Consider the following 24,459-nt stretch of genomic DNA (forward strand, 5'->3'; position numbering starts at 1 on the left):
TGTTAGCCTGACGGGACCGATATGCCGAGGCTCCCGATCTTGGGATTCCGTGAGACAGACGGCACGCTCCGCCCGCTGAGCAGGTCGCGATAGTAAAAGGCCTGCAGGGTCCACCCTTCGGCAAATCCGCTGTGCGCCACCATCAGATCCAACCGGTGCCGAGAGGATGCCGGAAGAGATACAGGTGCCTCTGAGGAAATTCTAATCGCGCCTGTACCCGCCGCCATGGCGCGTCGGCCAGGAAACTGCATGTACGTCACGCGCAGCTTTATGCGAGCCCCGTCTGCTGTGAGATATGTCTGCGCCAAAAGCGATTCGGCGAATGCCGCCTTCTCGCTAGCCTCCAACAGGCCGTTGCCGTTCGCGTCGAGGTGGCTGAACATATGCGCCCCATCCTTCGTCGAGGGCGTGATCGCGAACGTCAGCACCGCCTTAGTTCGGCCGAGCGACAGCAAGGCCTGCTGGTCGACATGGGCGTGTGGGTGCGCCGAGGCGGCCGAAACGAAGGCGACAGCAGCAGCCGCACCAAGCGCAGCCCTCATTTCTTCGCTGCAACCCAGGCTGCGCCATAATCATTGGCGGGGTCGCGATACATATTGTGGGCATGTTCGGTGGGGTCGTCGCTGCCCAGCTGCTGGGGCGAATATTCCATCACGAGCCCTGGACCGGTAATACGGAAATAGGCCGTCCCCGGCTTGTCCTGAGGGCCCCACCATCCGAAATGGAGATTGTCGATATGGCTGCGGACAGCCGCCATTTTGGCCGCCGCGTCGCGGCCATTGAACTGGCTGACGCGCGCCTCGACCACCGCGAGCAGCAGCAATTTCTGCGCCGCGTTCAGTTTCGCACCGCTAATGCCTTCGGGCGCCAGCGTCGTTCCATATTCGCCCGGTCCGAGGATCAGGTCGATGCGCTCGTCGCCGCGGACCGCGGCCTTTTTCTGAGCGGCATCAAGGCTGGCCAGTAGCCCATGAGCGGCATCCAGTTCACGCTTCGTGATATAGGTTTTGCGCCCCTCGAAATCGATCGTCAGCGGCTGCCCACCGGTGAGCATCGGAGAAAAGCTCGCCTCGGCACCGACGAAGGTCACGTTGATCGCGAGGTGATGTCCACCGAACTGGAACAACCAGGGCTTGTCGGTCGAAGGCGCGCCGACAAAGGCGACATAATAGAAATCGCTCCCGAAATCCGCAGCGGGGCCGTCGCCGCCCTTGAGCTTGTCGTCCGCCGCCATCTGCATATGGGCGTTCCGGACGCCGCGTTCGCTCAACACCTCACCCAGCAACCGGTCGAGCGCGGCGCGCTGTTCCGGGTTGAGGTCGCGGCGCATGATGCCGCCGCGCTCGACGAAACTGGTCGGAAAGTTCGACCAGCGCGCGCGCTGCTGGTTGTCGTCAAAGGCACAAACGACGGCCTTGCGCTGCGCGTCGTTGAGCGTCGCGAGGAAGTCATTGGCGGCATCGACGATCGCCAGCGCCTTGGCGTCAGCCGGCTTGACCGCGACGGACGTCGCGATCGGCATATCGACTTTCTCGCCATCACCTCCCGGTCCCGAGCATGCTACAGCTCCAAAATAGGCCGACATCAGGACCGGAAGCAAAAGCATTCTGGGGACAGCACGCATCGCACACCTCGCATCGAACCCGTCGGAGTAAGTCGATATCCTACCGTCATCGTGCGCTTTTACCAGAAGCGCCGCACTCGAAGCAGCCTCTATCGCGGTACGGACACGCGACGATAGCCGAGCATGTGATGGGCTGGCGCGTGGAACCAGCGCGTCCGCAACGGCTCATCTTCGACCCAAGGTATAATTGTGCCACCGCCCGAATAGCGGGCATTCTCCGGGCGAACCAAAATTCGCGCACGATATCGGAGGCACAAGATGCTTGAACAGGCCATGGGGAAATTCGCGGGCAAATTGCTGATCCGCGACAGTTACGACAATTTTATCGGCGGCCGATGGGTCGCGCCGGCGAAGGGCCAATATTTCGACAATATCTCGCCGATAACCGGCCATCCGGTCTGCAAAGTCGCGCGATCGACCGCGGAAGACATCGAAACGGCGCTCGACGCCGCGCACAAGGCCAAGGACGGCTGGGGACGCGCCTCTTCGACCGAGCGCGCAATCGTCCTCAACAGGATTGCCGACAGGATGGAAGCCAATCTCGACCTCCTCGCGATGGTCGAGACGATCGACAACGGCAAACCGATACGCGAGACCACGCACGCCGATCTGCCGCTCGCAATCGATCACTTCCGCTATTTTGCCGGTTGCGCCCGTGCGCAGGAAGGCTCCATCGCCGAGATCGACCACGACACCGTCGCCTATCATTATCATGAACCCCTCGGCGTGGTCGGGCAGATCATTCCCTGGAATTTCCCGATACTGATGGCGGTGTGGAAGCTGGCCCCCGCGCTCGCGGCGGGCAATTGCGTCGTGCTGAAGCCCGCCGAGCAAACGCCGATGTCGATCATGGTGCTCGCCGAATTGATCGCCGACCTGCTGCCCGAAGGCGTACTCAACATCGTCAACGGGTTCGGCATCGAAGCCGGCAAGCCGCTCGCCAGCAACAAGCGCATCGCCAAAATCGCCTTCACCGGCGAGACGACGACGGGTCGGCTCATCATGCAATATGCCAGCGAGAATCTGATCCCCTGCACGCTCGAACTGGGCGGCAAATCGCCGAATATTTTCTTTGCCGACGTCATGGACGCCGACGACGACTATTTCGACAAGGTGCTCGAAGGGTTCGCGATGTTCGGGCTCAATCAAGGCGAGGTTTGCACCTGCCCGAGCCGCGCCCTGGTTCAGGCCAGCATCTATGACAAATTCATGGAACGTGCGATCGCGCGCGTCGAGAAGATCAAGCAGGGCAACCCGCTCGATGCGGCAACGATGATCGGCGCCCAGGCATCGAACGACCAACTGGAGAAGATCCTCGCCTATATCGATATCGGCAAAGCCGAAGGCGCCAAGGTTTTGACCGGCGGCACCCGCGCATCGCTCGGCGGCGAGTTGACCGATGGCTATTATGTCACGCCGACCGTGCTCGAGGGGCACAACAAGATGCGCATCTTCCAGGAGGAGATCTTCGGCCCCGTCCTGTCGGTGACCCCGTTCAAGGATGACGACGAGGCGCTGGCGATCGCTAACGACACTCTTTACGGCCTTGGCGCCGGCGTCTGGACCCGCAACGGGAGCCGCGCCTATCGTTTCGGCCGCGCGATCCAGGCCGGTCGGGTCTGGACCAATTGCTATCATCTCTACCCGGCGCATGCGGCGTTCGGCGGCTACAAGCAGTCGGGTATCGGGCGCGAGAACCACAAGATGATGCTCGACCACTATCAGCAGACCAAGAATCTGCTCGTCAGCTACAGCCCCAAAGCATTGGGTTTCTTCTGACGGCGACCGACACTCCCGGTGAATGGCGTCCATCTCCGAAACTCACTCGCCGCCATTCACTGCCTTGGCGGGCATCCAGAAGGATGCCCGCCCTTTGTCGTTCGAAGGAGGCGGCACACAAATGATGAAGCCACCGCACCGCGTTCTCTCGACACCCCACGCCGATGCCTGGATCGCGCGGCTGTCGGAGCAGCACGGGGACCTGATGTTTCATCAGTCGGGCGGGTGCTGCGACGGGTCCGCCCCGATGTGCTTTGTTCGCGGCGAATTTCGGACCGGTGCGCAAGACATCTTGCTGGGCCATATTGCAGGTGATGTTCCGGTGTGGATCGGCGCGGCGCAGTTCGAATATTGGCGCCATACGCAGGTGACGATCGACGTTGTGCCCGGCAGGGGCGCGGGCATGTCGCTCGAAAGCCCCGAGGGGGTCCGTTTCCTCGTCCGGTCGCGCATCTTTACCGATGAGGAAGCGGCGGCTCTGGAAATGGCGGGCGAACCGGAGCGTGGGGGATAGCGCATTCGGAAAGAGACAATGGCACCGGAAAAGGTGCATAGTCCGGAAAAGAAAAGAACCGGGAGAGCAGCAACGTGACCACCCTAACCAAGGATCTTGCCGTGGCCTCTTCGCACGAGGCCGACCCGTCGGCGGCGCTTGCCGACATCATGGCGCAGATCGGCGATGTTCCGCTCGCCGGAGGGTTGATATTTTGCTCGCATCGCTATGATCGGGATGCCTTGGCCCGCGCGATCAACCGCAATTCGGAAGGGCTGACCGTATTCGGCTGCACCAGTTCGGGCGAAGTAACGGCGATCGGCTATGACGAGGACAGCATCGCGTTTGTCGGTTTTCCGGCCAACAGCTTTCACATGGCGACGCATTGCTTCGACCAACTCGACAATTTCGAGCCCCTATGCGGCCGCGATGCGATACGCGCGCTGGCCGCGCGCGCGGAAATGGGCGCCCGGGGGTTGGGTGAAAATGTAAACCGGGTCGCCCTCTTCCTCGTCGATGGCCTGTCGCACCGTGAAGAATTGCTGACGATGACCGTCCAGGACGCTCTCGGTGACATTCCCCTGATCGGCGGCTCGTCGGGCGACGGTCTGCTTTTCCGCGAAACCGGCATCTTCCACGGCGGTCGATTCCACAACGACGCGGCCGTCGTCGCCATCCTGTCGTCCGCAAAGCCGATGCATGTGTTCCGGTCCCAGCACTATGTGCCCGGCACTAGGAAGATGGTCGTCACCGGCGCCATCCCGACCCAGCGGATCGTGACCGAGATCAATGCCGAGCCCGCCGCAATCGAATATCAGCGACTGGCCGGTCATCCAGGCGAGACTCTGGATTTTGGTTTTTTTGCCGCCCACCCCCCGATGGTGCGAGCCGGCGGCGAATATTATGTCCGCTCGATTCAAAGCGTCAATCCGGACGGCAGCCTGACATTCTATTGCGCAATCGACGAAGGCATCGTCCTAACCATCGGCGAGCCGATCGATCGGGTTTCAGGGATGACGACATTGTTTCGGGAGGTGGCGGCCGAGGTCGGAGCCATCGATCATATTATCGCGTTCGACTGCGTTCTGAACCGGATCGACGCCGAGCGTCGCCAGGTCGCTCGCGAAGTCTCCGAGCTTTATTCGGCCAACAGGGTGATCGGATTCAACACCTATGGTGAGCAGTATCACGCCGCTCACGTCAATCAGACTTTCAGCGGCCTCGCGATCGGCAGATGAGCAATGCCGCTTCCCCGTTGACCCTCGAAGCCGACGAGATCGGCGCGTTACGCGCGCGCATTGCGAAACTGGAAAGGATCAACGCCGCCTTGATGGACAGGGTGGAACGGTCCACCGACCTGCAGGGCAGCGCCTTTACGATGTTCGAGACGGCAATTTCGCTTGAGGCCATGGTTCGCGATCGTACCAGCGTGATCGAAGATGCCATGGCGCGCCTCGCGACGGTCAACGCCGAATTGGCCGACGCGCATGCGGGGGCAGATGCGGCGCGCGCGCGACTTCGCGACGCGATCGAATCACTCGTCGAAGGATTTGCTCTCTTCGATGCCGATGACAGGCTCATCTTGTGCAACGATGCGTATCTCAGCCTGTGGCCCGAGGTTGCCGACCACCTCGACGAAAATCTGACCTTTGGCGATATCGCGCGCATCGTCGCCGACAATAACAGGACCATGGGCGCTTTGGTCGCACCCGACCGCTGGGTATCCGACCGGTTGGCACGTCACAGCATTGCCGAAGGCGGTCATGTTCAGGCGCTGTCGGACGGGCGGTGGATTCAGATCAACGAACTGCGAACGAGCGAGGGTGGTATTGTCGGCATCTACACCGACATAACCGACGTAAAAGCGGAGGATGCGCGCGAGCGCGCGCGCGAGCTCGCGGCGAAGAGCATCGTCCTGCAAGCCACGCTCGATGCGATTCCCCAAGGCGTGTGCGTCTATGACATAGATCATAGGCTGGTGGCGTGGAACGGGCCGCTCCTCTCGATTATCGGCCTTCCGGTCGACGCCATCGCCAGCGTCGCGACGCACGAAGGTCTGGTGGACATGTGCACCCGCCTCAACGGTCCGATGGACGCCGACGAACCGTTAGCGTGGCTACCCAATTCCGCTTCGGAAACGATTTCGCGCCGCCATCATAGTAGCGGCCGCGTCATCGAAGTCCGCCGCACGCCGATGCCCGACGGCGGCATGGTCATGAGCTTCTTCGATATTACAGGCGCGTTGCGATCAGCCGCCGCACTTCGCGAAGCCAATGAGACTTTGGAGCGCCGGGTGGAAGAGCGAACGGCCGAAATCAGTGCCGTCAACGGCAAGCTGCAGCACCAGATTGCCGAACGGATGGCCGCGGAAGCCGCCATGGCCGAGGCCAAGACGGTCGCGGAGGAGGCTAACCGGTCCAAGACCCGCTTCCTTGCGGCGGCAAGTCACGATCTGTTGCAACCGCTCAACGCGGCCCGCCTGTTTACCGCAGCGTTGACCGAGCGGCGTCTCGCGCTGCCGACGCGGGCGCTGATCAATCAGACATCCACGGCGCTCGACTCGGTAGAGGATCTGCTTGAAGCCCTTCTCGAGATTTCACGTCTCGACGCCGGTGCGATCCAACCCGAAGTCAGCCACTTCCGTCTCGACGCCCTGCTGGCGACGCTCAGGATCGAATTCGCGCCCATGGCGATGTCGGCGGGGCTCGATTTCAGGGTCGACAACAAGGCCTATTGGGTCGAAAGCGATGTGCGGCTGCTGCGCCGCATTCTCCAGAACTTCGTGTCCAATGCGATCCGGTACACGCCGCGAGGCAGTGTTACTCTGTCATGCGAGGCCATTGAACAGGGCACGATCCGCGTCTCGGTCTCAGATACAGGGACCGGCATTGCGGTCGGCGAGCAGGAGCAAATTTTCGAGGAGTTCAAACGCCTCGATTCGGTAAAGCGAGTCCCCGGCAAAGGGCTCGGCCTCGCCATCGTCCGCCGTGCCAGCGACATGCTTGGTCATCCGATCAACCTGACCTCTGCACCCGGCCGCGGATCCTGTTTCTCGATCGACGTTCCACTGGGCGAAGAACGGTCCAGCATTACCGGCGACGAGCGTCCCGCTAGCGGCGCGCGCTCGATGAAGGGTCGTCGGATATTGGTCATCGACAATGAGGCGCAGATCCAAAAGGGCATGCAGACGCTGCTGTCCGGGTGGGGCTGCGAGATCGCCACGGTCGCGACCTACGACGAAGCGTGTCGGCAGGCACAACAGGATCAACCGATTGATCTCGTCATCGCCGACTATCATCTGAACGACGGGCAAACGGGGGACGAAGCGGTTCGGTTGGTCCGTGCGCAGCGCGGGCACGATATCCCGGCGATCATCATCTCGGCCGACCGCAGCGACGAATTGAAAGTCCGGCTCGACGCGCAGGAGATGCCCTTGCTGGGCAAGCCGATCAAGCCGGCGCAGATGCGGGCGCTGCTGAGGACGATGCTAAGCTAGTGCCTCGAAGCTCTATTCACCGTCGTTGAAATGGACGCGATTGGCGAGAATGACGGCCTGAGTCCGACTGAACACGCCAAGCTTCAGAAGAATCGCGGACACATGCGCCTTCACGGTGGTCATCGATACGCTCAGGTCGTGAGCGATCTGCTTGTTGAGTCTGCCCTGAACCAAATGACTTAGGACGATTTTCTGCTGCGGGGTCAGGCTGTCGATCCGAACTCGGATGTCGGTATCCTTGCGCGACGTTTCGCTTTCTTCCGCAAGCACGTCGGGCACGACGATCTCGCCGGACATGATCCGGTGCAGCGCCTCGAGGATGGCACTGCGCTTCATCGATTTGGGAATAAAGCCGGCAGCGCCCGCGCCGAGCGCCTCTTGGACGAGTTGCCGGTCGAACGTGCCAGACACCATGACGATTGGAAGGCTGGGAAAGCGATGGCGCAGAAAGCGCAGGCCATCGAGCCTGACGACGTCGGGCATATTGAGGTCGAGCAGCACAAGGTCGAAATTGCTCTGTCGGTCGAGCGTCGCGATCGCTTCTTCGAGACTGGCCGCCTCGAGGATCTCGCATTGATCGAAAGTGACCGCGATGACGCTGCGCAGCCCGTCGCGCACCAATGGATGATCGTCGACAATGAGGATACGATCCATCGTTGCTTCGGCTGTCATAATCCTCCGACCGTATCCGGCGTGCATATCAGTGTCAGAGATCGGGAGGCGTGACAACGGCCGCATCGCCATGCCTCCCGACCGGACCATCATGACTTCGGCAGCTTGAAGACCCAGAGCGATCCGCCCTGATTGATGCCGCTGAACGACTTTGCGACTTCGCCGCCCCAAAGCGGCACGGCGCCGCCCCAGCCGGACATCACGGCGACATATTGTTCGCCGTCCTGCTCCCAGGTGACCGGAGAGCCGACAACGCCCGAACCGGTCTGGAATTTCCAGAGCTCCTTGCCGGTCTTCGCGTCGAAGGCTTTCAGGAAGCCTTCAGGCGTTCCGGTGAACACCAGATTGCCGGCGGTCGACAGGACACCGCCCCACAGCGGCGCCTTGTTCTTATATTCCCAGACGATCTTGCCGGTCTTCGGATCCATCGCGCGCAAAGCGCCGATATGATCGTCGGCGATCGGCTTGATGGTGAAGCCCGAACCCAGATAGGCGGCCCCCTTCTTGTAGGCGATCGGCTCGTTCCAGATATCCATGCCCCAGTCGTTGGACGGGATGTAGAACAGCTCGGTCTGCTTGCTGTACGCCATAGGCATCCAGTTCTTGCCGCCCAGGAAGGAGGGCGACGCGAAGACGGTCGTCCCCTTTTCCGATCCTGACGGCGGCCCGGGCCGGTTCGCCTCGACGAACTTGGGCCGACCGTTCTTGTCGAAGCCGCTGGCCCAGGTCGGTTGCATGACGAACGGGTTCGCACTGACGAATTTGCCGTTGGTCCGGTCGAGCACGAAGAAATATCCGTTGCGATCGGCCTTGGCGCCCAGCTTCATCTTTTTGCCGTTGATCGTCGCATCGAACGGGATGAATTCGTTCACTCCGTCGAAATCCCAGCCATCGTGGGGCGTCGTCTGGTAGCTCCACACGATCTTGCCGTCGTCGGGATTGATCGCGAGCGTCGACGCCGTGTAGAGATTGTCGCCCTTGCGCAAATGGCTGTTCCAGGGCGCCGGGTTGCCGGTGCCGAAAAAGAGCAGGTTGGTGTCGGGATCGTAGGTCCCGCCCAGCCAGGTCGCGCCGCCGCCGGTTTTCCAGAGATCGCCGGGCCAGCTGGCATTGAGAGTTCCCGTCACGCCGTTCGGCTGGCCGCGCAGCGTGCCTGTGTGCCCCTCGATAACCGGGCGCGTCCAGATCAGCTCGCCGGTTTCGACATCGCGCGCATCGACCTGCCCGACCACGCCGAACTCGCCCCCCGAGTTGCCGGTAATGACCATGCCCTTGACGATGATCGGCGCCGCAGTCGCGCTATAGCCCGCCTGATAATCGGCGATCTGCTTGTTCCAGATGACCTTGCCGGTGTTGCGATCGAGCGCGACCAAGCGCGCGTCGAGCGTCGCGAATATAATCTTGTTGCCATAGATCGCCGCGCCGCGGTTGACGACGTCGCAGCATGGCATGATGCCCTCGGGCAGCCGCGCATCATACTGCCATTTTTCTTCGCCGGTTCGCGCATCAAACGCGAACAGCCGCGAATAGGAGCCGGTGACATAGATGGTGCCGTCATAGACGATCGGCTGCGCTTCCTGGCCGCGCTGCTTTTCGCCGCCGAGCGATGCCGAAAAGACGGGGGTCAGCTTTGCGACATTGCTCGAGTCGAGTTTCGTAAGGGGGCTGAATCGGTGCCCCTGAGGACCCATGCCATAGCTCAGCACGTCTCCGGTGGATTGTGCATCGGCCATCAGTTCGGCGTCGGCGGGTCCTTGTTGCGCCATCGCCGGACCTGCCATTGCAAGCGCCAGCGTCGTTGCGCTGATGATCGATCGGATCACATGCTTCTTCATCGTCGTTCCTCCCTGTTCGAATGCGACGTGCAGCCAACACGCCGACGGCCCCGCGAATACGGTGTCATCGCGAGCTTATTGGCTGTCTGGTTCAGGACAATTGGACCTTCGGTCGCGTCACGGTCAGCCGGCGAGCGCGGGAGTGTAGGCCACTCCATAACGGGCAAATATGGCAGCGAGCTCACCCGCGTCCGTCATCTTACCGAGGATTGTCTCCAGCGCGTCGCTGAGCGTTCGGCTGTTTTCCTTGACCGCCATGCCGATATCCCAGCCCGGCGAGGAAAAGGCAGGCAGTGGCATTTTGCGCCGGGCGATATTCGACGCCTTGGTTTCGTGAATCATCGCCTCGATCTGGGCCTTGCTCGCGATCACCACATCGGCCTGGCCGCCGGCGACCGCCAAAGCCGCCTCGGCGCCCGAAGGAAAATGAACGACGTCCTTGGCCAAGATGCCGCCGAATGTACCCAACAGATAAAAATCCGGGATGCTGTCGAGTTCGGCCGCCAGCCGCTTGCCGCGAAACTGAACGGGCGGGGCTTCGCAGTCGACTGCCGTCTTGTTGCAGGCCAGCTGGAAGCTCTCGCGATAATAGGGAGCAAACAGCGCGACCTGATCGTTGCGTGCACCGAATGCACGATCGAACGGCACGTGCATCATTACATCCGCCGGCGCGAAGCCGAGCAGGCCCCCGCGCCAGATTGCGTTGCGCAAGTCGTCATCGACGCTTTCGTCGGCGGTGATCTCCGCGACGTCAGTCCGGACACCGAGGCCCTTGGCGAGCGCCTGGGCAATTTCGACATCGATCCCGGTCGGCTTCCCGTCCCGGAGCGCCGACCATGGCCAGTTGTCCTTGTAGACGGCGACCCGCAGCACACCCAGCTCCTTGACCTTGCCAAGTGGCGCAGCCGAGCTTGTAACCGGGAGCGCGGCGAGCGTCGCCGTTGCGCCCAATCCGGCCAGTAGCGCGCGACGGTCTATCACGCCGGTCTATTCTTCATGCTTGGTTTCGAGCCAGGCGCGGATCGCCCAGCCGGCCTGCTGTCCCAGGACGTCGCCGAACGGCGGCATGTAAACCTTGCCGTCGCGCGCCGAGCCATGACGAAAGCGCTCCAGATACCATTGATCGCCGGCTTCGCCGAGTTCGAGATAGCGCAGATCCGGTGCGATTCCGCCCGATATGGCGTCGAGGCCGTGGCAGCGTGCGCAATTCTGGTTGTAGGCGGAGGCCCCGACAGCGATTGCCTTCGTGTCGCCGGAATAGGGATTCTTGCCGAGCCAATCGGCACCGATCGGCTTGAGGCCGCTAACGTCGACCGCCTGCGGCGTGACATTGCCATGAGCCAGCAAGGTCGACGCCAGCGACAGTCCCAGCACGCCGGCCGCGCCGAACATTATCATTCGTCCGATATTCCGCATCAAAGCCTCGCAAACAATCAGAAACACCCCTGTCTGCGAGCTTATAGGCCGAGGCTCCGGCCCGACCCATTGGCCATTAGTACAATGCCGCGAACCCGTGGGCTGCGATAACCCTTCGATCATGAAAAATGCTTCGCTCCTATTTTGCGCTCACGCCCTGCTCGTCCCGGCGTGTGCCCAAGCGGAGACGATCTATGTTTCCAACGAACGCGGGAACAGCATCTCGGTGATCGATGCGGCCAGCATGTCTGTGACCGCGACCTGGCCCGTCGGTGTCCGCCCCCGCGGCATCACACTGTCGAAGGACGGCAAATATATCTATGTTTGCGCAAGCGGCGATCATAGCGTCCAGGTCATCGACCGCGCGACCGGCAAGATCGTGGCCGAGCTGCCTTCCGGCCAGGATCCGGAGCAATTTTTTCTGTCGAACGATGGCAACACCCTATTCGTGGCCAATGAGGATGATGCCGCCCTGACCGCAATCGACCTGCACGCCCGCAAGGTCGATTTCCAGGTCACGGTCGGCGGCGAACCGGAAGGTGTGGCCCAGAGCCCCGACGGAAAGTGGGTCGCGGTCACGTCCGAAGAAGACAATGTCGTCAACTGGATCGATCTCGCGACGCGCCAGATGATCGACGAAACGCCGACCGATCTTCGCCCCCGTCACGTCGAGTTCACCGCCGACAACAAGGAGCTGTGGATCGCGGCCGAAGTCGGGGGCACGGTTCAGATTGCAGATGTTGCCACGCGCAAGATCGTCGCAACTGTCGCGTTCGCAATTCCCGGCGTCCCGGCATACAAGATGCTTCCGTGCGGCATCCGCTTTACCCCCGACGGCAAGACGGCCGTAATCGCGCTTGGCCGCGCTGACCATCTGGCACTGGTCGACGTCGCGACGCGCACGGTGAGGGCCTATGTCCCGGTTGGAAAGCGGGTCTGGCACCTGGCGATCAGCGCGGACGGGCGCCGCGCCTATGCTGCCAACGGCCTTTCGGACAATGTCTCGGTAATAGACCTCACCACCTCGACAGTGACCGGAACCGTAGCGGTGGGAACCGCCCCTTGGGGCGTCGCCATCGCACCCTGACCTTTTGGACGAGACGCCATCCCGGCCGAAGGGATGAGAACCAAAGTCCAATTTCGCCCTTACGGCACCCCGCCCATTCTCTCCTCGGCCGCAAGATCGGCGCAGCACACAGGGGAGGAATAAATGGCCCGCAACAGGTTGCTTCTTGGAAGCGCAATAGCCTTGGCCGCCATGGCGGTATCCGCGCCCGCACAGGCGGGGTCGAATGATTCGCTGCTCAAGCGGCTCCACGAAAAGGGAATATTGACCGACGAGGAATATCAGCAGCTGATGGCGGAGGAAGAGGCGAAGGTCGCCGCCCCCGCGCCCGCGATGGACCAGGCGGCATCGGCGCTCGACGACAAGCGCGTCGTGCGCATGGCGGATTCGGGTCTCGGCATGCAGGTCGGCGACGTCACGCTCAAATTCTCGGGCTCGGTCAACGGTTTCTACGTCCATGAAAATGCGCAGGCCGCGGGACCGAATACCGCGGTGACTGGCGGCGTCTGTCGCGCTGGGCGGCAATTCTTCGGCGGTGCGCAACGGGCTGTTGCCGGGGTTCCTCAAGATCGAGGCGATGACCAACCAGGGCGGATGGGACGTCGGCGCACATTTCGGCATCTATCCCGGTATCAACAGCGTCACGAACGTCGGCGGCGCGAACAGCGCCGGCAACCCGTCCGCGCTCGGCACGTCGGGTATCGACTTTCGCCAGACCTATCTGACCTTCGGCCGCAAGGGGCTGGGCGAGTTCAAGATCGGACGCGATATCGGCCTGTTCGGTTCGGAAGGCATTTTGAACGACATCACGCTGCTTTCCGGCGGGTCGACAGGCGGAAATGTCGCACCGTCGAACACCACGCTCGGGCGCATCGGCATCGGCTATATCTACACCGATTTCCAGCCGCAGATCACCTACACCTCGCCGAACTTCGGCGGGCTGCAGGTCACGGCCGGCATTTTCGAGCCGCTGCGCTCGCTGACCGGCCCCGCCGAAACCGGAAAGTCGCCGGGCTTTCAGGGCAAGATCACCTATGATCGCAAATTCGGCGATCTGAGCGCCCGGGCTTGGCTGTCGGGGATCACGCAGAAGCATAATGGCGTCAATCCCGGCACCTCCTATACCGGAAGCGGCTTCGATACGGGGGCCAAGCTCGGCTACGGCCCGCTGACCGTCACCGGCTATTATTACAATGCCTCGGGGCTGGGCACGACCGCCTTGAACCTGTTCGACAGCGACGGTGCGGGCAACAAGCGCGACAGCGACGGCTTTTATGTTCAGGGTCTTGCGACCTTCGGCAAATTCTCCGTCGGCGGCAGCTACGGAGAAAGCAACCTCCATTATGCGAATGCTGCCGATGCCCTCGCCAACCCGACCCTCGTCGACAAGAACAGCAGCTACGTCGGGCAGGTTCGTTACAGCCTGACGAGCTGGGTGACGCTGATCGGCGAATATATCAACACCACGTCGGAAGCGCACAACGGCAACGAAGCCGAGGCGGATACGATCGCGGTTGGCGCCATCCTGTTCTTCTGACCGAAAGGACAATATGCCGATGCTGGCGGTCTCCTATTCGTAGGAGGCCGCCAGTGGCTTTTGGGGAATGGGATTTCATGGGCCGCATCATCCATCTTGCCTTGCTCGCGCTGGCGATCCCGGTCCCCGCGCTGGCGCAGTCCGAGGATGCGCCTTCCGACATCGTCGTGCTGGGCCTCGGTCTGCCTTTGCCGCCCGGAACGCCGGCCTATGGGTCGACCGTGATCGAGCGCGACCGCCTCGAGAACAGTGCGTCGGGCCGCATCGAAGAACTGCTCGCCGACGTCGCGGGCTTTCAGCAGTTTCGCCGATCGGACAGCCGATCCGCCAACCCGTCGGCGCAGGGCGCGACGCTGCGCGCGCTGGGGGGCAACGCCTCGAGCCGCGCACTCTTGATCCTCGACGGCGTTCCGCAGGCCGACCCCTTCTTCGGATATATTCCATTTAGTGCGCTCGTCCCCGAACGCCTGTCTGCCGTGCGAGTGACGCGCGGCGGCGGCGCTGGGGCGTTCGGCGCGGGCGCGGTTGCGGGGACGATCGAAATGATCAGCGCCGCGCGTGCCGATTTGCCGCGGGTCGCAGCCAGCGGCTTTTACGGCAGCCGGGACGCGACCGAGCTCTCGGCAAGCCTGTCGCCTGACCTAGGCGGCGGCTTCGTCACCCTGTCGGGCCGTTGGGACCGGGGCGACGGCTTTCATACGACCCCGCTTGCGCAGCGCAATGCCGCGACGGTGCCAGCCGCCTATGAGGGCTGGTCGGCAGGCCTGCGCGCGGTTGCGCCGGTATCCGCCAATGTCGAGATCCAGGCGCGCGGCCTGATTTTCCGCGACGATCGCGTGCTGCGCTTCCGGGGCGCCGACAATAGTTCCGAAGGGCAGGACGCCAGCATCCGCCTTATCTCACGCGGCCGCTGGCAGATCGATGCGCTCACCTATGTCCAGGCGCGCAATTTTTCCAACATCGTGATCAGCGCGACCAGCTTTCGCAAGGTGCTCGATCAGCGCAATACCCCATCGACCGGCCTTGGCGGCAAGATCGAGCTGCGACCGCCAGTCGGCCCGAGCCATGTTCTGCGGCTCGGCACCGACGTCCGTCTGGCCGACGGCACGATGTACGAGGACGCCTATAGCGGCGTCACCGGCCTGGTCACCGCGCGCCGCCGCGCGGGCGGCAATACGAGCACGCTCGGCTTTTTCGTCGAGGACGACTGGACACTCGGACCGCTCGTGCTCACCGGCGGGCTGCGCGCCGACCGTTGGACAATCACCGACGGCTTTTTCGACGAGCGCAACGCGGCGAGCGTGTCGACCATCGACCGGCAGTTCGATGACCGCAGGGGCTGGCAGGCCAGCGGGCGCGTGGGCGCGCTCTATCGCGCTGGTGACGCGCTGTCGCTGCGTGCCGCCGGCTATACCGGGTTCCGGCTCCCGACGCTGAACGAACTCTACCGCCCCTTTGCGGTGTTTCCCGTCACGACGCAGGCGAATGCCGCATTGGAACTTGAAAAGCTGAAAGGCGTCGAGGCCGGGATCGATGTTCATGCCTCGCCTGACGCGCAGTTCGGCATGACCATCTTTTACAACCGCCTCGACAACGCGATTGCCAATGTCACGATCGGCCCCAATTTGCGCCAGCGGCGCAACGTCGACGCCATCGTCGCCCGGGGCATCGAACTGACAGGCAGCGCCAGGCTCGGCGTTGTGTCACTGACGGCATCCTACGCCTATAGCCACAGCGTCGTCCGCGGATCGGGCGCTTCGGCGGCGCTCGACGGCTTTACCCCGGCGCAAAGCCCGCGCCATGCGGCCAGCGCGACGCTGGCTTATGAGCCGCGATCGGGGCCCGCGCTGTCGACGACGCTTCGCTATGTCGCGCGGCAGTTCGAGGACGATCTCGAGACCGATGTCCTGCCTTCCGCGCTGACCGTCGATGCGGTTGCGCGGCTGCCGCTCGGGCACGGCATCACGCTCGTCGGGCGCGCCGAGAACCTGTTCAACGAAACCATCGTGACCCGCAACGTCGCCGGATCCATGGACCTCGGCACGCCGAGGACCTTCTGGATCGGGGTGCGCTTCGGGCTTTAGGGGAGCACCATATGTCCGAAGAGCTGATTCCGGTTCCTGCCACATGGGCGGCGAACGCGCGCGTGAACACCGGGCGGAGGGCAGCAGACCACGCGCGGTCGCTTGCCGATTCCGAAACCTATTGGCTTGAACAGGCGGCGCGGCTCGAGTGGATCGCCGCGCCGACGAAGGCCGACGAAAGCAGTTTCGACGCCGATGACTTCGCGATCCGCTGGTTTGCCGACGGACGTCTCAACGTCAGCGCGAACTGCATCGATCGCCATCTCGCCGAGCGCGCCGATGCGATGGCGATAATCTGGGAACCAGACGATCCGGCCGCGGAACCGCGATGCCTGACCTACCGCGAGTTGCACGACGAGGTGTGCCGCTTCGCCAATGTGCTCAAGAGCGCCGGCGCGGCAAAGGGCGACCGGATCACCATCTATATGCCGATGATTCCCGAGGCGGCGATCGCGCTGCTCGCATGCGCGCGCATCGGCGCAGTGCATTCGGTCGTCTTCGGCGGCTTTTCGCCCGAGGCGTTGGCGGGACGGATCATCGACTGCGATTCGACGATTGTAATCACCGCCGACGAAGGGCGGAGGGCCGGCAAGACGGTCCCGCTGAAAGCCAATGTCGACGCCGCACTCGCCCATTGCAGCAGCGTGGAGACGGTGATCGTGGTCGCAGCCACCGGCGGCGACGTGGCGATGACACCGGGTCGCGATCGCTGGTACCATCACGAGGCGGCCACCGCCGCCGCCGAATGCCCGCCCGAACCGATGGATGCCGAAGACCCGTTGTTCATCCTCTACACGTCGGGCTCGACCGGCAAGCCCAAGGGCGTGCTTCACACCACCGCCGGCTATCTGCTGTGGGCCAGCCTGACGCACGAGATGGTGTTCGATTACCGGCCAGGACAGGTTTATTGGTGTTCCGCGGATATCGGTTGGGTCACGGGCCACAGCTATATCGTCTATGGCCCGCTCGCCAACGGCGGGACGACATTGATCTATGAGGGCGTCCCAAATTGGCCGACGCCGTCGCGCATCTGGGAGGTCGTCGATCGGCACCGTGTCGAGATTCTCTACACCGCCCCCACAGCGCTGCGCGCACTGATGCGCGAGGGCGATGCCTATGTCGCGGCGACCAGCCGGACATCGCTCACGCTGCTCGGCACGGTCGGCGAGCCGATCAACCCCGAGGCCTGGCGCTGGTATCACCAGGTCGTCGGCGAAGGTCGCTGCCCGATCATCGACACCTGGTGGCAGACCGAAACCGGCGGGGCGATGATCGCGCCGATGCCGGGCGCGACCGCGCTGAAGCCCGGCTCCGCCACCCTCCCCTTGCCCGGCGTCGATCCGCAAATCGTCAATGGCGAGGGCGAGTGCCTGGGCGGTGCGGCCGAAGGCAATCTCGTTGTCGCGCGAAGCTGGCCCGGGCAGATGCGGAGCGTCTGGGGCGATCACGACCGCTTTTTCCAGACCTATTTTACTACCTTTCCCGGCAAATATTTCACCGGCGACGGGGCCCGGCGCGACGACGACGGCTATTACTGGATCACCGGCCGGGTCGATGACGTCATCAATGTATCCGGCCACCGCATGGGGACGGCGGAGGTCGAGAGCGCGCTCGTGCTCCACGCGAAGGTCGCCGAAGCCGCGGTCGTCGGCTTCCCGCACGACATCAAGGGACAGGGCATATACGCCTATGTGACGCTCAACGCCGGCGAGGAGCCCGGCGACGACCTTCGCAAGGATCTCGTCAAATGGGTCCGCTCCGAAATCGGCCCGATCGCCACCCCCGACGCCGTCCAGTTCGCGCCGGGCTTGCCGAAGACCCGTTCGGGCAAGATCATGCGGCGGATCCTGCGCAAGATTGCCGAGGGCGAGGTATCGGCCCAAGCGCTGGGCGATATTAGCACCCTCGCCGACCCCGCTGTGGTACATGAGCTCGTGGAGAACCGGATAGGATGACCGCCATGGGGCGATATGGGCGCGTTGCGCGGGCATTGCACTGGGCGATTGCCGTGCTGCTTCTCGTTACGATCCCGATCGGCCTTTATCACGACGCGCTGATGAAGCGGTTCGATGGCGTGATGCAGGTCCATAAGTCGATCGGCTTCACCATCCTCGCGCTGAGCATCGTGCGGATCGTCTGGCGCCTGACACACCGTCCGCCGCCGCTACCCGGCGGCATGCCGGCGTGGGAACGCAAGGCGGCAAAGGTCAATCACGCCCTTTTCTATGCGCTGATGCTGGTCATGCCGCTGACCGGCTGGATTTTCACGTCGGCGGGTAAATATCCACTCAGCTGGTTCTGGGTCGCAACCATCCCGAAGCTTCCTGTCCAATCCGGTGAATGGGCCGTGGGCGCTGCCAAAGCCGGGCATCAGTGGCTGGGCTATCTGTTCGCAGCCCTGGCGCTGCTCCACATCGCGGCGGCGCTCCGCCATCATTTCATCCTCAAGGATCAGGTGCTGCGCCGCATGCTACCCTGACCCAAAGACCAATGGCGACCGCGAGAACCTCTTTTTAGGTCTTTAGGTCGGGCCTTGGCCGCAGGGGAACAGGGATGAAACGCTATTGGCTGGGCGCGGGCACCGCGCTCTGTGGCTTGTGGGCGCCGGCAGCCTTGGCGCAGGCGTCAGAGAACATGTCGGCGCAGACGATCGTTGTGACTGCACCGGGCGGCGCAATCGACGTCGACGATGCAATCCGCCTGACCGACGAGGACATCGACCGCGCCGGCACACCCGACCTTCTCGCTGCGCTCGCTCGCAAGGTCGCCGGCGTCTCGCTGCAGGATGCACAGAATAACCCGTGGCAGCCCAATCTCGTTTATCGCGGCTTCGTCGCCTCGCCCTTGCAGGGTCAGGCCCAGGGACTTGCCGCTTATCTCGACGGCGCGCGCTTCAACCAGCCGTTCGGCGACACCGTCCAGTTCGACCTGATTCCCGAAGCCGCGATCCGCCGGATCAGCTTGCTCGATGCCAGCCCTGTCTACGGCCTGAATGCGCTTGGCGGCGCACTGGTTCTGGAAACCAAGACCGGCCGCAGCGATCCCGGTCTGGTCCTGACCGGCAGCGGCGGAGGTTTCGGCTATGCCGAAGGCAGCGCGGCAGCCGGCTTCTCGAAGGACATGTTCAGCGGCTTTGTCACTGTGCAGGAAAGCCATGAGGCCGGCTGGCGCGATTTCAGCCCGTCGACGCTCTATAATGGCTATGCCGATTTCGGCTTCGATGGCGCGGGCGGCGGGCTGCATGTCAAGCTGATCGGCGCCGATACGAACCTTACCGGCAACGGCGTATCCCCCGTCGAACTGCTCGCGGCCGACCGCGACGCCGTGTTCACCTTTCCCGACAACACGCGGAACCGCTATGGCCGCGTCAGCCTGCATCCGTGGATCGCGCTGACGCCGCAGACGCGGATCGAGGCGAGCCTCTATTCCCAGCAACTGCGCTCGCGCACGGTGAACGGCGACGCCGCGGACATCGAGGAATGCGAAGAGGAGGAGAATGAGGGCCTGCTCTGCCTCGAAGGCGTGAGCGACGACGAAAGCGAGGACGAGGAGGCTCGGCTGACCGATGCCGACGGCGACCCGATCGAAGATAGCCTAGGCGGCGAAGGCTATGGCGTCCTCAATCGCGGACGCACGCGCACGAACAGTGCAGGGGTCCTGTTTCAGCTGATCGACGCGCGACCGCTGGGCAGCGGCGAAAATCATCTCGCCATCGGCTTCAGCCATGATCGCAGCCGGACGCGCTTCGGCACCTCGACCGAACTCGGCGGTCTGACCGAGGAGCGCAGCGTCGCGGGTTTCGGTATCCAGATCGTCCAGGAGGATGGCGCCATCGCGCCGGTCGACCTGATCGCAAAGACGCGCAACTGGGGGATATTCCTCGCCGACCGGCTGCCGATCGCGCCCGGGCTGTCGGCCGAAATCGGGCTCCGCTGGAACCATGCGAGGATCGTGCTCGAGGACCAGATCGGGACCGCGCTCAACGGCCGGCATGCCTTTCGTCGGCTGAACCCGGGGATCGAACTCGACTATGAGGTTTCGGACAATATGTCGCTGCGCGCCGGCTATGCCGAGAGCAGCCGCGCTCCTACCCCCGCCGAACTGTCGTGCGCCGACGAGGAAGCGCCGTGCAGCCTCACCAACTTCTTCGTCGCCGATCCGCCGCTCGAACAGGTCGTCGCGCGCACATGGGAAGCCGGCGCGCTCGGCAAATCCGGCCACGGCGCCCTGCAATTCGAGTGGCTGGTGTCGGCGTACCGCACGACCAACAACAACGATATCCAGTATATCGCATCGAATATTCGCGGCCGCGCCTATTTCCAGAATGTCGGCAAATCGCGGCGCCAAGGCATCGAAGCCTCGCTGACCGCCAAGACCAACGGTTTTTCGGCCAGCGCGAGCTATGCCTTCATCGACGCGACCTATCGTACCCCGCTGGTGCTGAGCAGCCCCGCCAATCCCGAAAGCGAAGACGATGGCACGATCGCGGTAGCGCGCGGCAACCGTTTGCCCGGCATTCCGCGGCACAGCGCAACGCTCGCGCTCGACTATGACGGGGGGCGCTGGTCGATCGGCGGTGACGTAATAGCTCGCTCGGGTCAGTTTCTGATCGGCGACGAAGGCAATGCCAACGCCAAGGTCCCGGGTTATGTCGTCGTCAACTTTCGTGGCGGCATCGAACTGATGCCTGGCCTGACGCTGTTCGGTGAGCTTCGCAACGCCTTCGACCGCAAATATGCGACCTTCGGTACCTTCTCCGAAGTCGATGAGATCGAGCTCGACGAAGCGCCGGGCGCATCGAATCCGCGCGCTTACGGCCCCGGCGCGCCGCGCCGCTGGCTCGCGGGGCTGAAAGCCAGATTCTAGCCTTCGGGGGTATCGACGCGGGGCAGCAGCCGCGCTTCGAGCGCCGGATAGAGATGCGACACGCTGCGCTGCAACTCGTAGCGCGCGGCGGCCAGGCTCGCGAACCGCTCCGGAATGGCGATGTTGCCGGCGTCGACCATATCGAGCCCGTCAGCGACGGCGGCCGTCAGCACCTCTTCGAGCCAGCCGAGCCAGTCGCGTGTCTGGGCGATCGCATCGCGGCCCGATGGATCGAAGGCGCCGTGGCCGGGGATCAGCCCTTTGTGCGGCAGCGCGGCGAGCGCGGCGAGACTGGTCCGCCAGCGCTCGATGTCGGCGGTTGGCGTGCTCGCCGCCCGATTATGAAACACCAGGTCGCCCGCAATCAGGACGCCGGTGGCTTGGTCGATCAGCGCGAGGTCACCGCTGCTGTGCCCGCCAAGTTTCAACAGCCCAAGCCGTCGGCCCCCGAAATCCTCGCCGTCGCCGTCGATCGGCAAACCCGGCAGTGCCAGCTCGGTCCCGCGCATCCAGTCGCCGAGCATCCTGTACATCGCATCCGAAAAGCCCCGCGCGTCGCGAGATAGCGCCGCGATCGTCTCGGGAAGCGCGGCGACGATCGCGGGATCGAAGGCGGCGATACCGAGGCCGTGATCGGGATGAAGATGGGTCAGGAACACCCGGATAACGGGCTTGCCGGTTAATTTCTCCGCGACAGCCTTCAGCGCCGTCGCATAACGAAGCGACGGACCGCAATCGACCAGCACGGTTCCCGCCGGCGTGTCGACGATCGCGATATTTGCAATCGCGCCACCGTTGGCGAACAGGATCGGCGCATCGGCGCCATGCACCATCCATATGCCGTCGCCGATCTTTTCGGGGATGATCGCATAGCCGTCCGCAGCGCGCGCCGCTGCGACCGGCGCGGCGACAATCAACCCGCCTAGCACCAGCCGCCGCGACCAAAGCATCAGCGAAGCGCGAGCGACGCGCCGGAAGCTTCGATGCGCGCGGCATAGGTCCGGCCATTGGTGTCGCGGCTGTCGATGACGAAGGCCGTACCGCGGGCGGCGACAGGCATGACGGTGATCGCCGGATCCTCGGCAACCGACGCCCAGATCTCCATTTCTCCAAGCGCGGCGCCGCTCGCGTCCTTCACCGCCAGATGTTGCAAATGGTAAAGGCCGATATTTTCGACCAGCCCGGTGTCCATTGGGTGGCGGATGGTAAGCCGCAACAGGCTGCCGCCCGCCGTGCCCGCGATCGGCCAGGCGGCGCCGCGCATCTCGCCCAGATGCTGGGCCCAATCCCCTTTCACGCGGCTGACCGGCGGCGCGGAGCAGCCGCCGCCCGCGGCATCGACCCAGCCCCCGGACACCAGCCATTCGCCGCTCTGCAACTGCACCGCGCCGCGCACGGGAGTTCGCTGGTCAAGCTTGATACGTGTCGCGATATAGGCGAGCGAGGTCCCCGGCCGATAGTCGATCGCGACCGGGATCGGGTTGAGATCGGCAAAGATCAGCATGCGCTTCACCCCGGCGACGCCGCGCGCATCGAGCGCCACCGGAAAGGCCCGCTGGTTCTCGGCAATCTCGGGATAGACGAGCTTGACCCGCGGGTCGAAGCGGACCGACGCCGCCCCGAAAATGCGCTCGGCATGATAGGTCCACATCGGCGAGCCGAGCGGATCGGCGGGATAGTCGGCGGCACGGGCCGGCAACGACGCCGCCACGAGCATGACCGATAGAAGGACCCCAGGCAGCTTCATGCTATTCTCCCAAGGTCCTAGTCTACATCCTGAAATTCTCGGCTACCATTGCACTTTAAGACAAGGTGACCGGCAGGGGTTGGGTGATGCGGTGGTTGGCATTGGGATTAACGGTGGCTCTCCCCTTTTCGGTGGGAGCGGAAGCCCAGACGGCCTTGTTCAACGCAGACGGATATCGCATCGCGTCCTACCGTGCGCCGATTTCGCAGACCCCGGCCGGGACGCATCGCATCGCGCCAGCGGCTGCAGCCTCGTTGCGGCCCGACGCTGATGCGATCTTCATCGACGTCATGCCCGCAGAGGGTGGGCGTCGCGACACGCAGACGGGGGTCTGGACGATTGCCGTACCGCGGCTGAGCATCGCCGGGGCGCACTGGTTCCCCGAAGCCGGACGCGGCGAGCCCGACGCCGATATCGCGCGCTGGTTCGATCGCGGGATCGTGCAGCTCACCAACGGCAGGCGCGACAAAATGATCATAGTCTTCTGTCGCGCCGATTGCTGGATGAGCTGGAATGCGGCCCGACGGCTGGCTGCACGCGGCTATTCGAACATCTGGTGGCTCGCCGAAGGCAGCGATGGCTGGTCCGACCTGGGACGGCCCCTCGTCCCGCTTCTGCCAGAAGCGGGCGCTATTTCAGCGTCTTCAGATAATCGATGATTTCCTTGCGCTTGGCGGCGTCCTTCAGCCCCGGGAAACTCATGGTGTTGCCCGGCACCAGCGTGCGTGGCGCCTCCAGCCATTTGTCCAGCGTCGCATCATCCCAGCGTAGCCCCGCCGCCTTGAGCGACGCCGAATATTGGAAGCCGGCATGGACGCCTGCCGCCTTGCCATAGGTTCCGTAGAGATTCGGCCCGAGCTTGTTCGGACCGCCCTTGGTGACATCGTGACAAACGGAGCAGCGCGCGAAAGCCGCCGGCGGCGCCGCTGCGACCTTGACCTCCTGCGGCGGCGCGGCAGCCGCGAGCTTGGCCTTTTCGGCCTCTGCTGCGACCTTGGCTTCGGCCGCAGCCTTGTCGGCAGCAGCCGCCTTTTCCTTCTCCGCTGCCGCAGCCGCCGCATCCGCCGCCGGGTCGACGGGCGGCGAGATCGTTGCGGATTCAGGCGCCGCTCCGGGCGCGGCCGCGGGCCCGGCGGCGATTTCGGCGTCCGGCGCTCCGGACGCCTCGGCATCATCTTGCGGCTGCGATGAGCAGCCGACCGTCAGAGCGATCAGCGCAACACCAAAAGGACCGGTCAGGCGCAGTTTCATAATGCAGTTGCCCTCTGTAGAATCAATCGACGCGCGACTTCTGCCCGGAAAAATCCGTCGCGGTAATTGCACCAATGGCCAATATGCCGCGTAAGGTCCGACCGGCTGGCGCTCGCGAGAGCCGACGCATGCCGGTTCCAACCGTGTAGCCAAGATGGACCAGGAAATCCCAGAACAGGTTTCCGCTCGCCCAGCACATCAGCAGAAAGGCCGAGGTTCGCGAAGGCCGCCGCGAGACCTGTATGCTGAGTGCGAGCAGGATCGTCATAAACACCGCATTGTTGATGAGGAAGGCGGTGTCGCCCATCGGCGGCCCGTGCATCCTCGCGATGACATAGGACTGGAAGCCGCCGAAAAACTCTTCACCGATGTGGACTGTGAACGCAGCCGGCATCAGCCAAGCCAACGCGTGAAGGCTATTCGCTTCGGGGCGACTGCCGCAGAGTCCCTGCTCGCCTCCCATTCTGGCCATCGAGAAAGTGCGGTAGTTTGGACCTTTCTGCAAGGGATGGCCGGTGCACGAACCGCTGCGCGGATTGGCGCTAGCCTCAATGTAAAGGGGCCGAGCGAGCGCCGCGCCTGATTGAACGTCG

The 24,459-nt window shown here is 63.6% G+C and carries 20 protein-coding genes and 1 pseudogene; 11 read left to right on the top strand and 10 right to left on the bottom strand.

Annotated features, from left to right (window positions below; all coding sequences use genetic code 11):
* Positions 1-2 precede the first annotated feature (2 nt).
* Both ACTIFP_RS17350 and ACTIFP_RS17355 read right to left on the bottom strand, forming a co-directional pair.
* Positions 3-542 carry a hypothetical protein gene (locus ACTIFP_RS17350; protein WP_439569937.1) on the bottom strand — a complete coding sequence of 180 codons (540 nt, stop codon included), beginning with the start codon at positions 540-542 and terminating at the stop codon, positions 3-5.
* Entirely contained in the window at positions 539-1,522 is a 984-nt protein-coding gene (locus ACTIFP_RS17355; RefSeq protein ID WP_439569938.1) for a DUF3500 domain-containing protein, read from the bottom strand. The genes ACTIFP_RS17350 and ACTIFP_RS17355 overlap by 4 nt, the downstream gene beginning before the upstream one ends.
* A 360-nt stretch (positions 1,523-1,882) precedes the next feature.
* Here ACTIFP_RS17355 and adh point away from each other — a divergent pair, with 360 nt between their 5' ends.
* The 4 genes from adh to ACTIFP_RS17375 all read left to right on the top strand — a co-directional run bounded on the left by adh (position 1,883) and on the right by ACTIFP_RS17375 (position 7,392).
* Positions 1,883-3,403 (top strand): aldehyde dehydrogenase, encoded by a 1,521-nt coding sequence (adh, locus tag ACTIFP_RS17360; protein ID WP_439512542.1) that lies wholly within the window; start codon positions 1,883-1,885, stop codon positions 3,401-3,403.
* A gap of 124 nt (positions 3,404-3,527) precedes the next feature.
* Positions 3,528-3,917 (top strand): DUF779 domain-containing protein, encoded by a 390-nt coding sequence (locus ACTIFP_RS17365; RefSeq protein WP_439569951.1) that lies wholly within the window; start codon positions 3,528-3,530, stop codon positions 3,915-3,917.
* Positions 3,918-3,991: 74 nt separating this feature from the next.
* Entirely contained in the window at positions 3,992-5,134 is a 1,143-nt protein-coding gene (locus tag ACTIFP_RS17370) for an FIST N-terminal domain-containing protein (RefSeq protein ID WP_439569939.1), read from the top strand.
* The gene (locus tag ACTIFP_RS17375; protein WP_439512544.1) at positions 5,131-7,392 is read left to right on the top strand and encodes a NahK/ErcS family hybrid sensor histidine kinase/response regulator; all 2,262 of its coding nucleotides are present in this window, start codon (positions 5,131-5,133) and stop codon (positions 7,390-7,392) included. The genes ACTIFP_RS17370 and ACTIFP_RS17375 overlap by 4 nt, the downstream gene beginning before the upstream one ends.
* Positions 7,393-7,404: 12 nt before the next feature.
* Here the strand turns inward: ACTIFP_RS17375 and ACTIFP_RS17380 are convergent, their stop codons facing one another.
* From ACTIFP_RS17380 to pedF, 4 genes are all read right to left on the bottom strand, one after another.
* Entirely contained in the window at positions 7,405-8,091 is a 687-nt protein-coding gene (locus tag ACTIFP_RS17380; protein WP_439512570.1) for a response regulator, read from the bottom strand.
* A 62-nt stretch (positions 8,092-8,153) separates the two neighbouring features.
* The gene (locus ACTIFP_RS17385) at positions 8,154-9,899 is read right to left on the bottom strand and encodes a methanol/ethanol family PQQ-dependent dehydrogenase (protein WP_439512545.1); all 1,746 of its coding nucleotides are present in this window, start codon (positions 9,897-9,899) and stop codon (positions 8,154-8,156) included.
* Positions 9,900-10,022: 123 nt separating this feature from the next.
* Complete coding sequence (locus tag ACTIFP_RS17390) at positions 10,023-10,880, bottom strand: substrate-binding periplasmic protein (RefSeq protein ID WP_439512546.1); 858 nt, start codon at positions 10,878-10,880, stop codon at positions 10,023-10,025.
* A gap of 6 nt (positions 10,881-10,886) precedes the next feature.
* Positions 10,887-11,291 (bottom strand): cytochrome c-550 PedF, encoded by a 405-nt coding sequence (pedF, locus tag ACTIFP_RS17395; RefSeq protein ID WP_439512547.1) that lies wholly within the window; start codon positions 11,289-11,291, stop codon positions 10,887-10,889.
* 145 nt (positions 11,292-11,436) lie between these two features.
* Here pedF and ACTIFP_RS17400 point away from each other — a divergent pair, with 145 nt between their 5' ends.
* From ACTIFP_RS17400 to ACTIFP_RS17425, 6 genes and pseudogenes are all read left to right on the top strand, one after another.
* Positions 11,437-12,402 carry a PQQ-dependent catabolism-associated beta-propeller protein gene (locus tag ACTIFP_RS17400; protein WP_439569940.1) on the top strand — a complete coding sequence of 322 codons (966 nt, stop codon included), beginning with the start codon at positions 11,437-11,439 and terminating at the stop codon, positions 12,400-12,402.
* Positions 12,403-12,525: 123 nt separating this feature from the next.
* A pseudogene (locus tag ACTIFP_RS17405) lies at positions 12,526-13,918 on the top strand (porin).
* 77 nt (positions 13,919-13,995) lie between these two features.
* Complete coding sequence (locus ACTIFP_RS17410; RefSeq protein WP_439569952.1) at positions 13,996-16,002, top strand: TonB-dependent receptor plug domain-containing protein; 2,007 nt, start codon at positions 13,996-13,998, stop codon at positions 16,000-16,002.
* An 11-nt stretch (positions 16,003-16,013) separates the two neighbouring features.
* Positions 16,014-17,957, top strand: a complete 1,944-nt coding sequence (acs, locus tag ACTIFP_RS17415; RefSeq protein WP_439569941.1) for an acetate--CoA ligase — start codon at positions 16,014-16,016, stop codon at positions 17,955-17,957.
* 5 nt (positions 17,958-17,962) lie between these two features.
* Complete coding sequence (locus ACTIFP_RS17420) at positions 17,963-18,481, top strand: cytochrome b (RefSeq protein ID WP_439569942.1); 519 nt, start codon at positions 17,963-17,965, stop codon at positions 18,479-18,481.
* Between the two features lie 74 nt (positions 18,482-18,555).
* Positions 18,556-20,868 carry a TonB-dependent receptor gene (locus ACTIFP_RS17425; protein ID WP_439569943.1) on the top strand — a complete coding sequence of 771 codons (2,313 nt, stop codon included), beginning with the start codon at positions 18,556-18,558 and terminating at the stop codon, positions 20,866-20,868.
* Here ACTIFP_RS17425 and ACTIFP_RS17430 read toward each other — a convergent pair.
* Complete coding sequence (locus ACTIFP_RS17430) at positions 20,865-21,818, bottom strand: quinoprotein relay system zinc metallohydrolase 1 (protein ID WP_439569944.1); 954 nt, start codon at positions 21,816-21,818, stop codon at positions 20,865-20,867. The genes ACTIFP_RS17425 and ACTIFP_RS17430 overlap by 4 nt on opposite strands.
* Positions 21,818-22,615 carry a quinoprotein dehydrogenase-associated SoxYZ-like carrier gene (locus ACTIFP_RS17435; protein ID WP_439569945.1) on the bottom strand — a complete coding sequence of 266 codons (798 nt, stop codon included), beginning with the start codon at positions 22,613-22,615 and terminating at the stop codon, positions 21,818-21,820. Before ACTIFP_RS17435 ends, ACTIFP_RS17430 begins: the two co-directional genes overlap by 1 nt.
* Before the next feature lie 86 nt (positions 22,616-22,701).
* Between ACTIFP_RS17435 and ACTIFP_RS17440 the strand changes: the two genes are divergently transcribed.
* Positions 22,702-23,274, top strand: coding sequence for a rhodanese-like domain-containing protein (locus tag ACTIFP_RS17440; protein WP_439569946.1), 573 nt, complete (start codon positions 22,702-22,704; stop codon positions 23,272-23,274).
* Here the strand turns inward: ACTIFP_RS17440 and ACTIFP_RS17445 are convergent.
* Both ACTIFP_RS17445 and ACTIFP_RS17450 read right to left on the bottom strand, forming a co-directional pair.
* On the bottom strand, positions 23,246-23,866 hold the full coding sequence (locus ACTIFP_RS17445) for a c-type cytochrome (RefSeq protein ID WP_439569947.1): 621 nt from the start codon (positions 23,864-23,866) through the stop codon (positions 23,246-23,248). The genes ACTIFP_RS17440 and ACTIFP_RS17445 overlap by 29 nt on opposite strands.
* A 22-nt stretch (positions 23,867-23,888) precedes the next feature.
* The coding region (locus tag ACTIFP_RS17450) for a hypothetical protein (protein ID WP_439569948.1) at positions 23,889-24,459 on the bottom strand (571 nt) is incomplete at its 5' end.

The sequence above is a fragment of the Sphingopyxis sp. genome (genome assembly GCF_051861155.1).
Classification (GTDB): domain Bacteria; phylum Pseudomonadota; class Alphaproteobacteria; order Sphingomonadales; family Sphingomonadaceae; genus Sphingopyxis.

Bases quoted from the DNA above. Each gene is read 5' to 3' on its own strand.
- ACTIFP_RS17350 (WP_439569937.1), bottom strand. From the start codon at position 542: ATGAGGGCTGCGCTTGGTGCGGCTGCTGCTGTCGCCTTCGTTTCGGCC.
- ACTIFP_RS17355 (WP_439569938.1), bottom strand. From the start codon at position 1,522: ATGCCGATCGCGACGTCCGTCGCGGTCAAGCCGGCTGACGCCAAGGCG.
- adh (WP_439512542.1), top strand. From the start codon at position 1,883: ATGCTTGAACAGGCCATGGGGAAATTCGCGGGCAAATTGCTGATCCGC.
- ACTIFP_RS17365 (WP_439569951.1), top strand. From the start codon at position 3,528: ATGAAGCCACCGCACCGCGTTCTCTCGACACCCCACGCCGATGCCTGG.
- ACTIFP_RS17375 (WP_439512544.1), top strand. From the start codon at position 5,131: ATGAGCAATGCCGCTTCCCCGTTGACCCTCGAAGCCGACGAGATCGGC.
- ACTIFP_RS17380 (WP_439512570.1), bottom strand. From the start codon at position 8,091: ATGCACGCCGGATACGGTCGGAGGATTATGACAGCCGAAGCAACGATG.
- ACTIFP_RS17385 (WP_439512545.1), bottom strand. From the start codon at position 9,899: ATGAAGAAGCATGTGATCCGATCGATCATCAGCGCAACGACGCTGGCG.
- pedF (WP_439512547.1), bottom strand. From the start codon at position 11,291: ATGTTCGGCGCGGCCGGCGTGCTGGGACTGTCGCTGGCGTCGACCTTG.
- ACTIFP_RS17400 (WP_439569940.1), top strand. From the start codon at position 11,437: ATGAAAAATGCTTCGCTCCTATTTTGCGCTCACGCCCTGCTCGTCCCG.
- ACTIFP_RS17410 (WP_439569952.1), top strand. From the start codon at position 13,996: ATGGGCCGCATCATCCATCTTGCCTTGCTCGCGCTGGCGATCCCGGTC.
- acs (WP_439569941.1), top strand. From the start codon at position 16,014: ATGTCCGAAGAGCTGATTCCGGTTCCTGCCACATGGGCGGCGAACGCG.
- ACTIFP_RS17420 (WP_439569942.1), top strand. From the start codon at position 17,963: ATGGGGCGATATGGGCGCGTTGCGCGGGCATTGCACTGGGCGATTGCC.
- ACTIFP_RS17425 (WP_439569943.1), top strand. From the start codon at position 18,556: ATGAAACGCTATTGGCTGGGCGCGGGCACCGCGCTCTGTGGCTTGTGG.
- ACTIFP_RS17430 (WP_439569944.1), bottom strand. From the start codon at position 21,818: ATGCTTTGGTCGCGGCGGCTGGTGCTAGGCGGGTTGATTGTCGCCGCG.
- ACTIFP_RS17435 (WP_439569945.1), bottom strand. From the start codon at position 22,615: ATGAAGCTGCCTGGGGTCCTTCTATCGGTCATGCTCGTGGCGGCGTCG.
- ACTIFP_RS17440 (WP_439569946.1), top strand. From the start codon at position 22,702: ATGCGGTGGTTGGCATTGGGATTAACGGTGGCTCTCCCCTTTTCGGTG.
- ACTIFP_RS17445 (WP_439569947.1), bottom strand. From the start codon at position 23,866: ATGAAACTGCGCCTGACCGGTCCTTTTGGTGTTGCGCTGATCGCTCTG.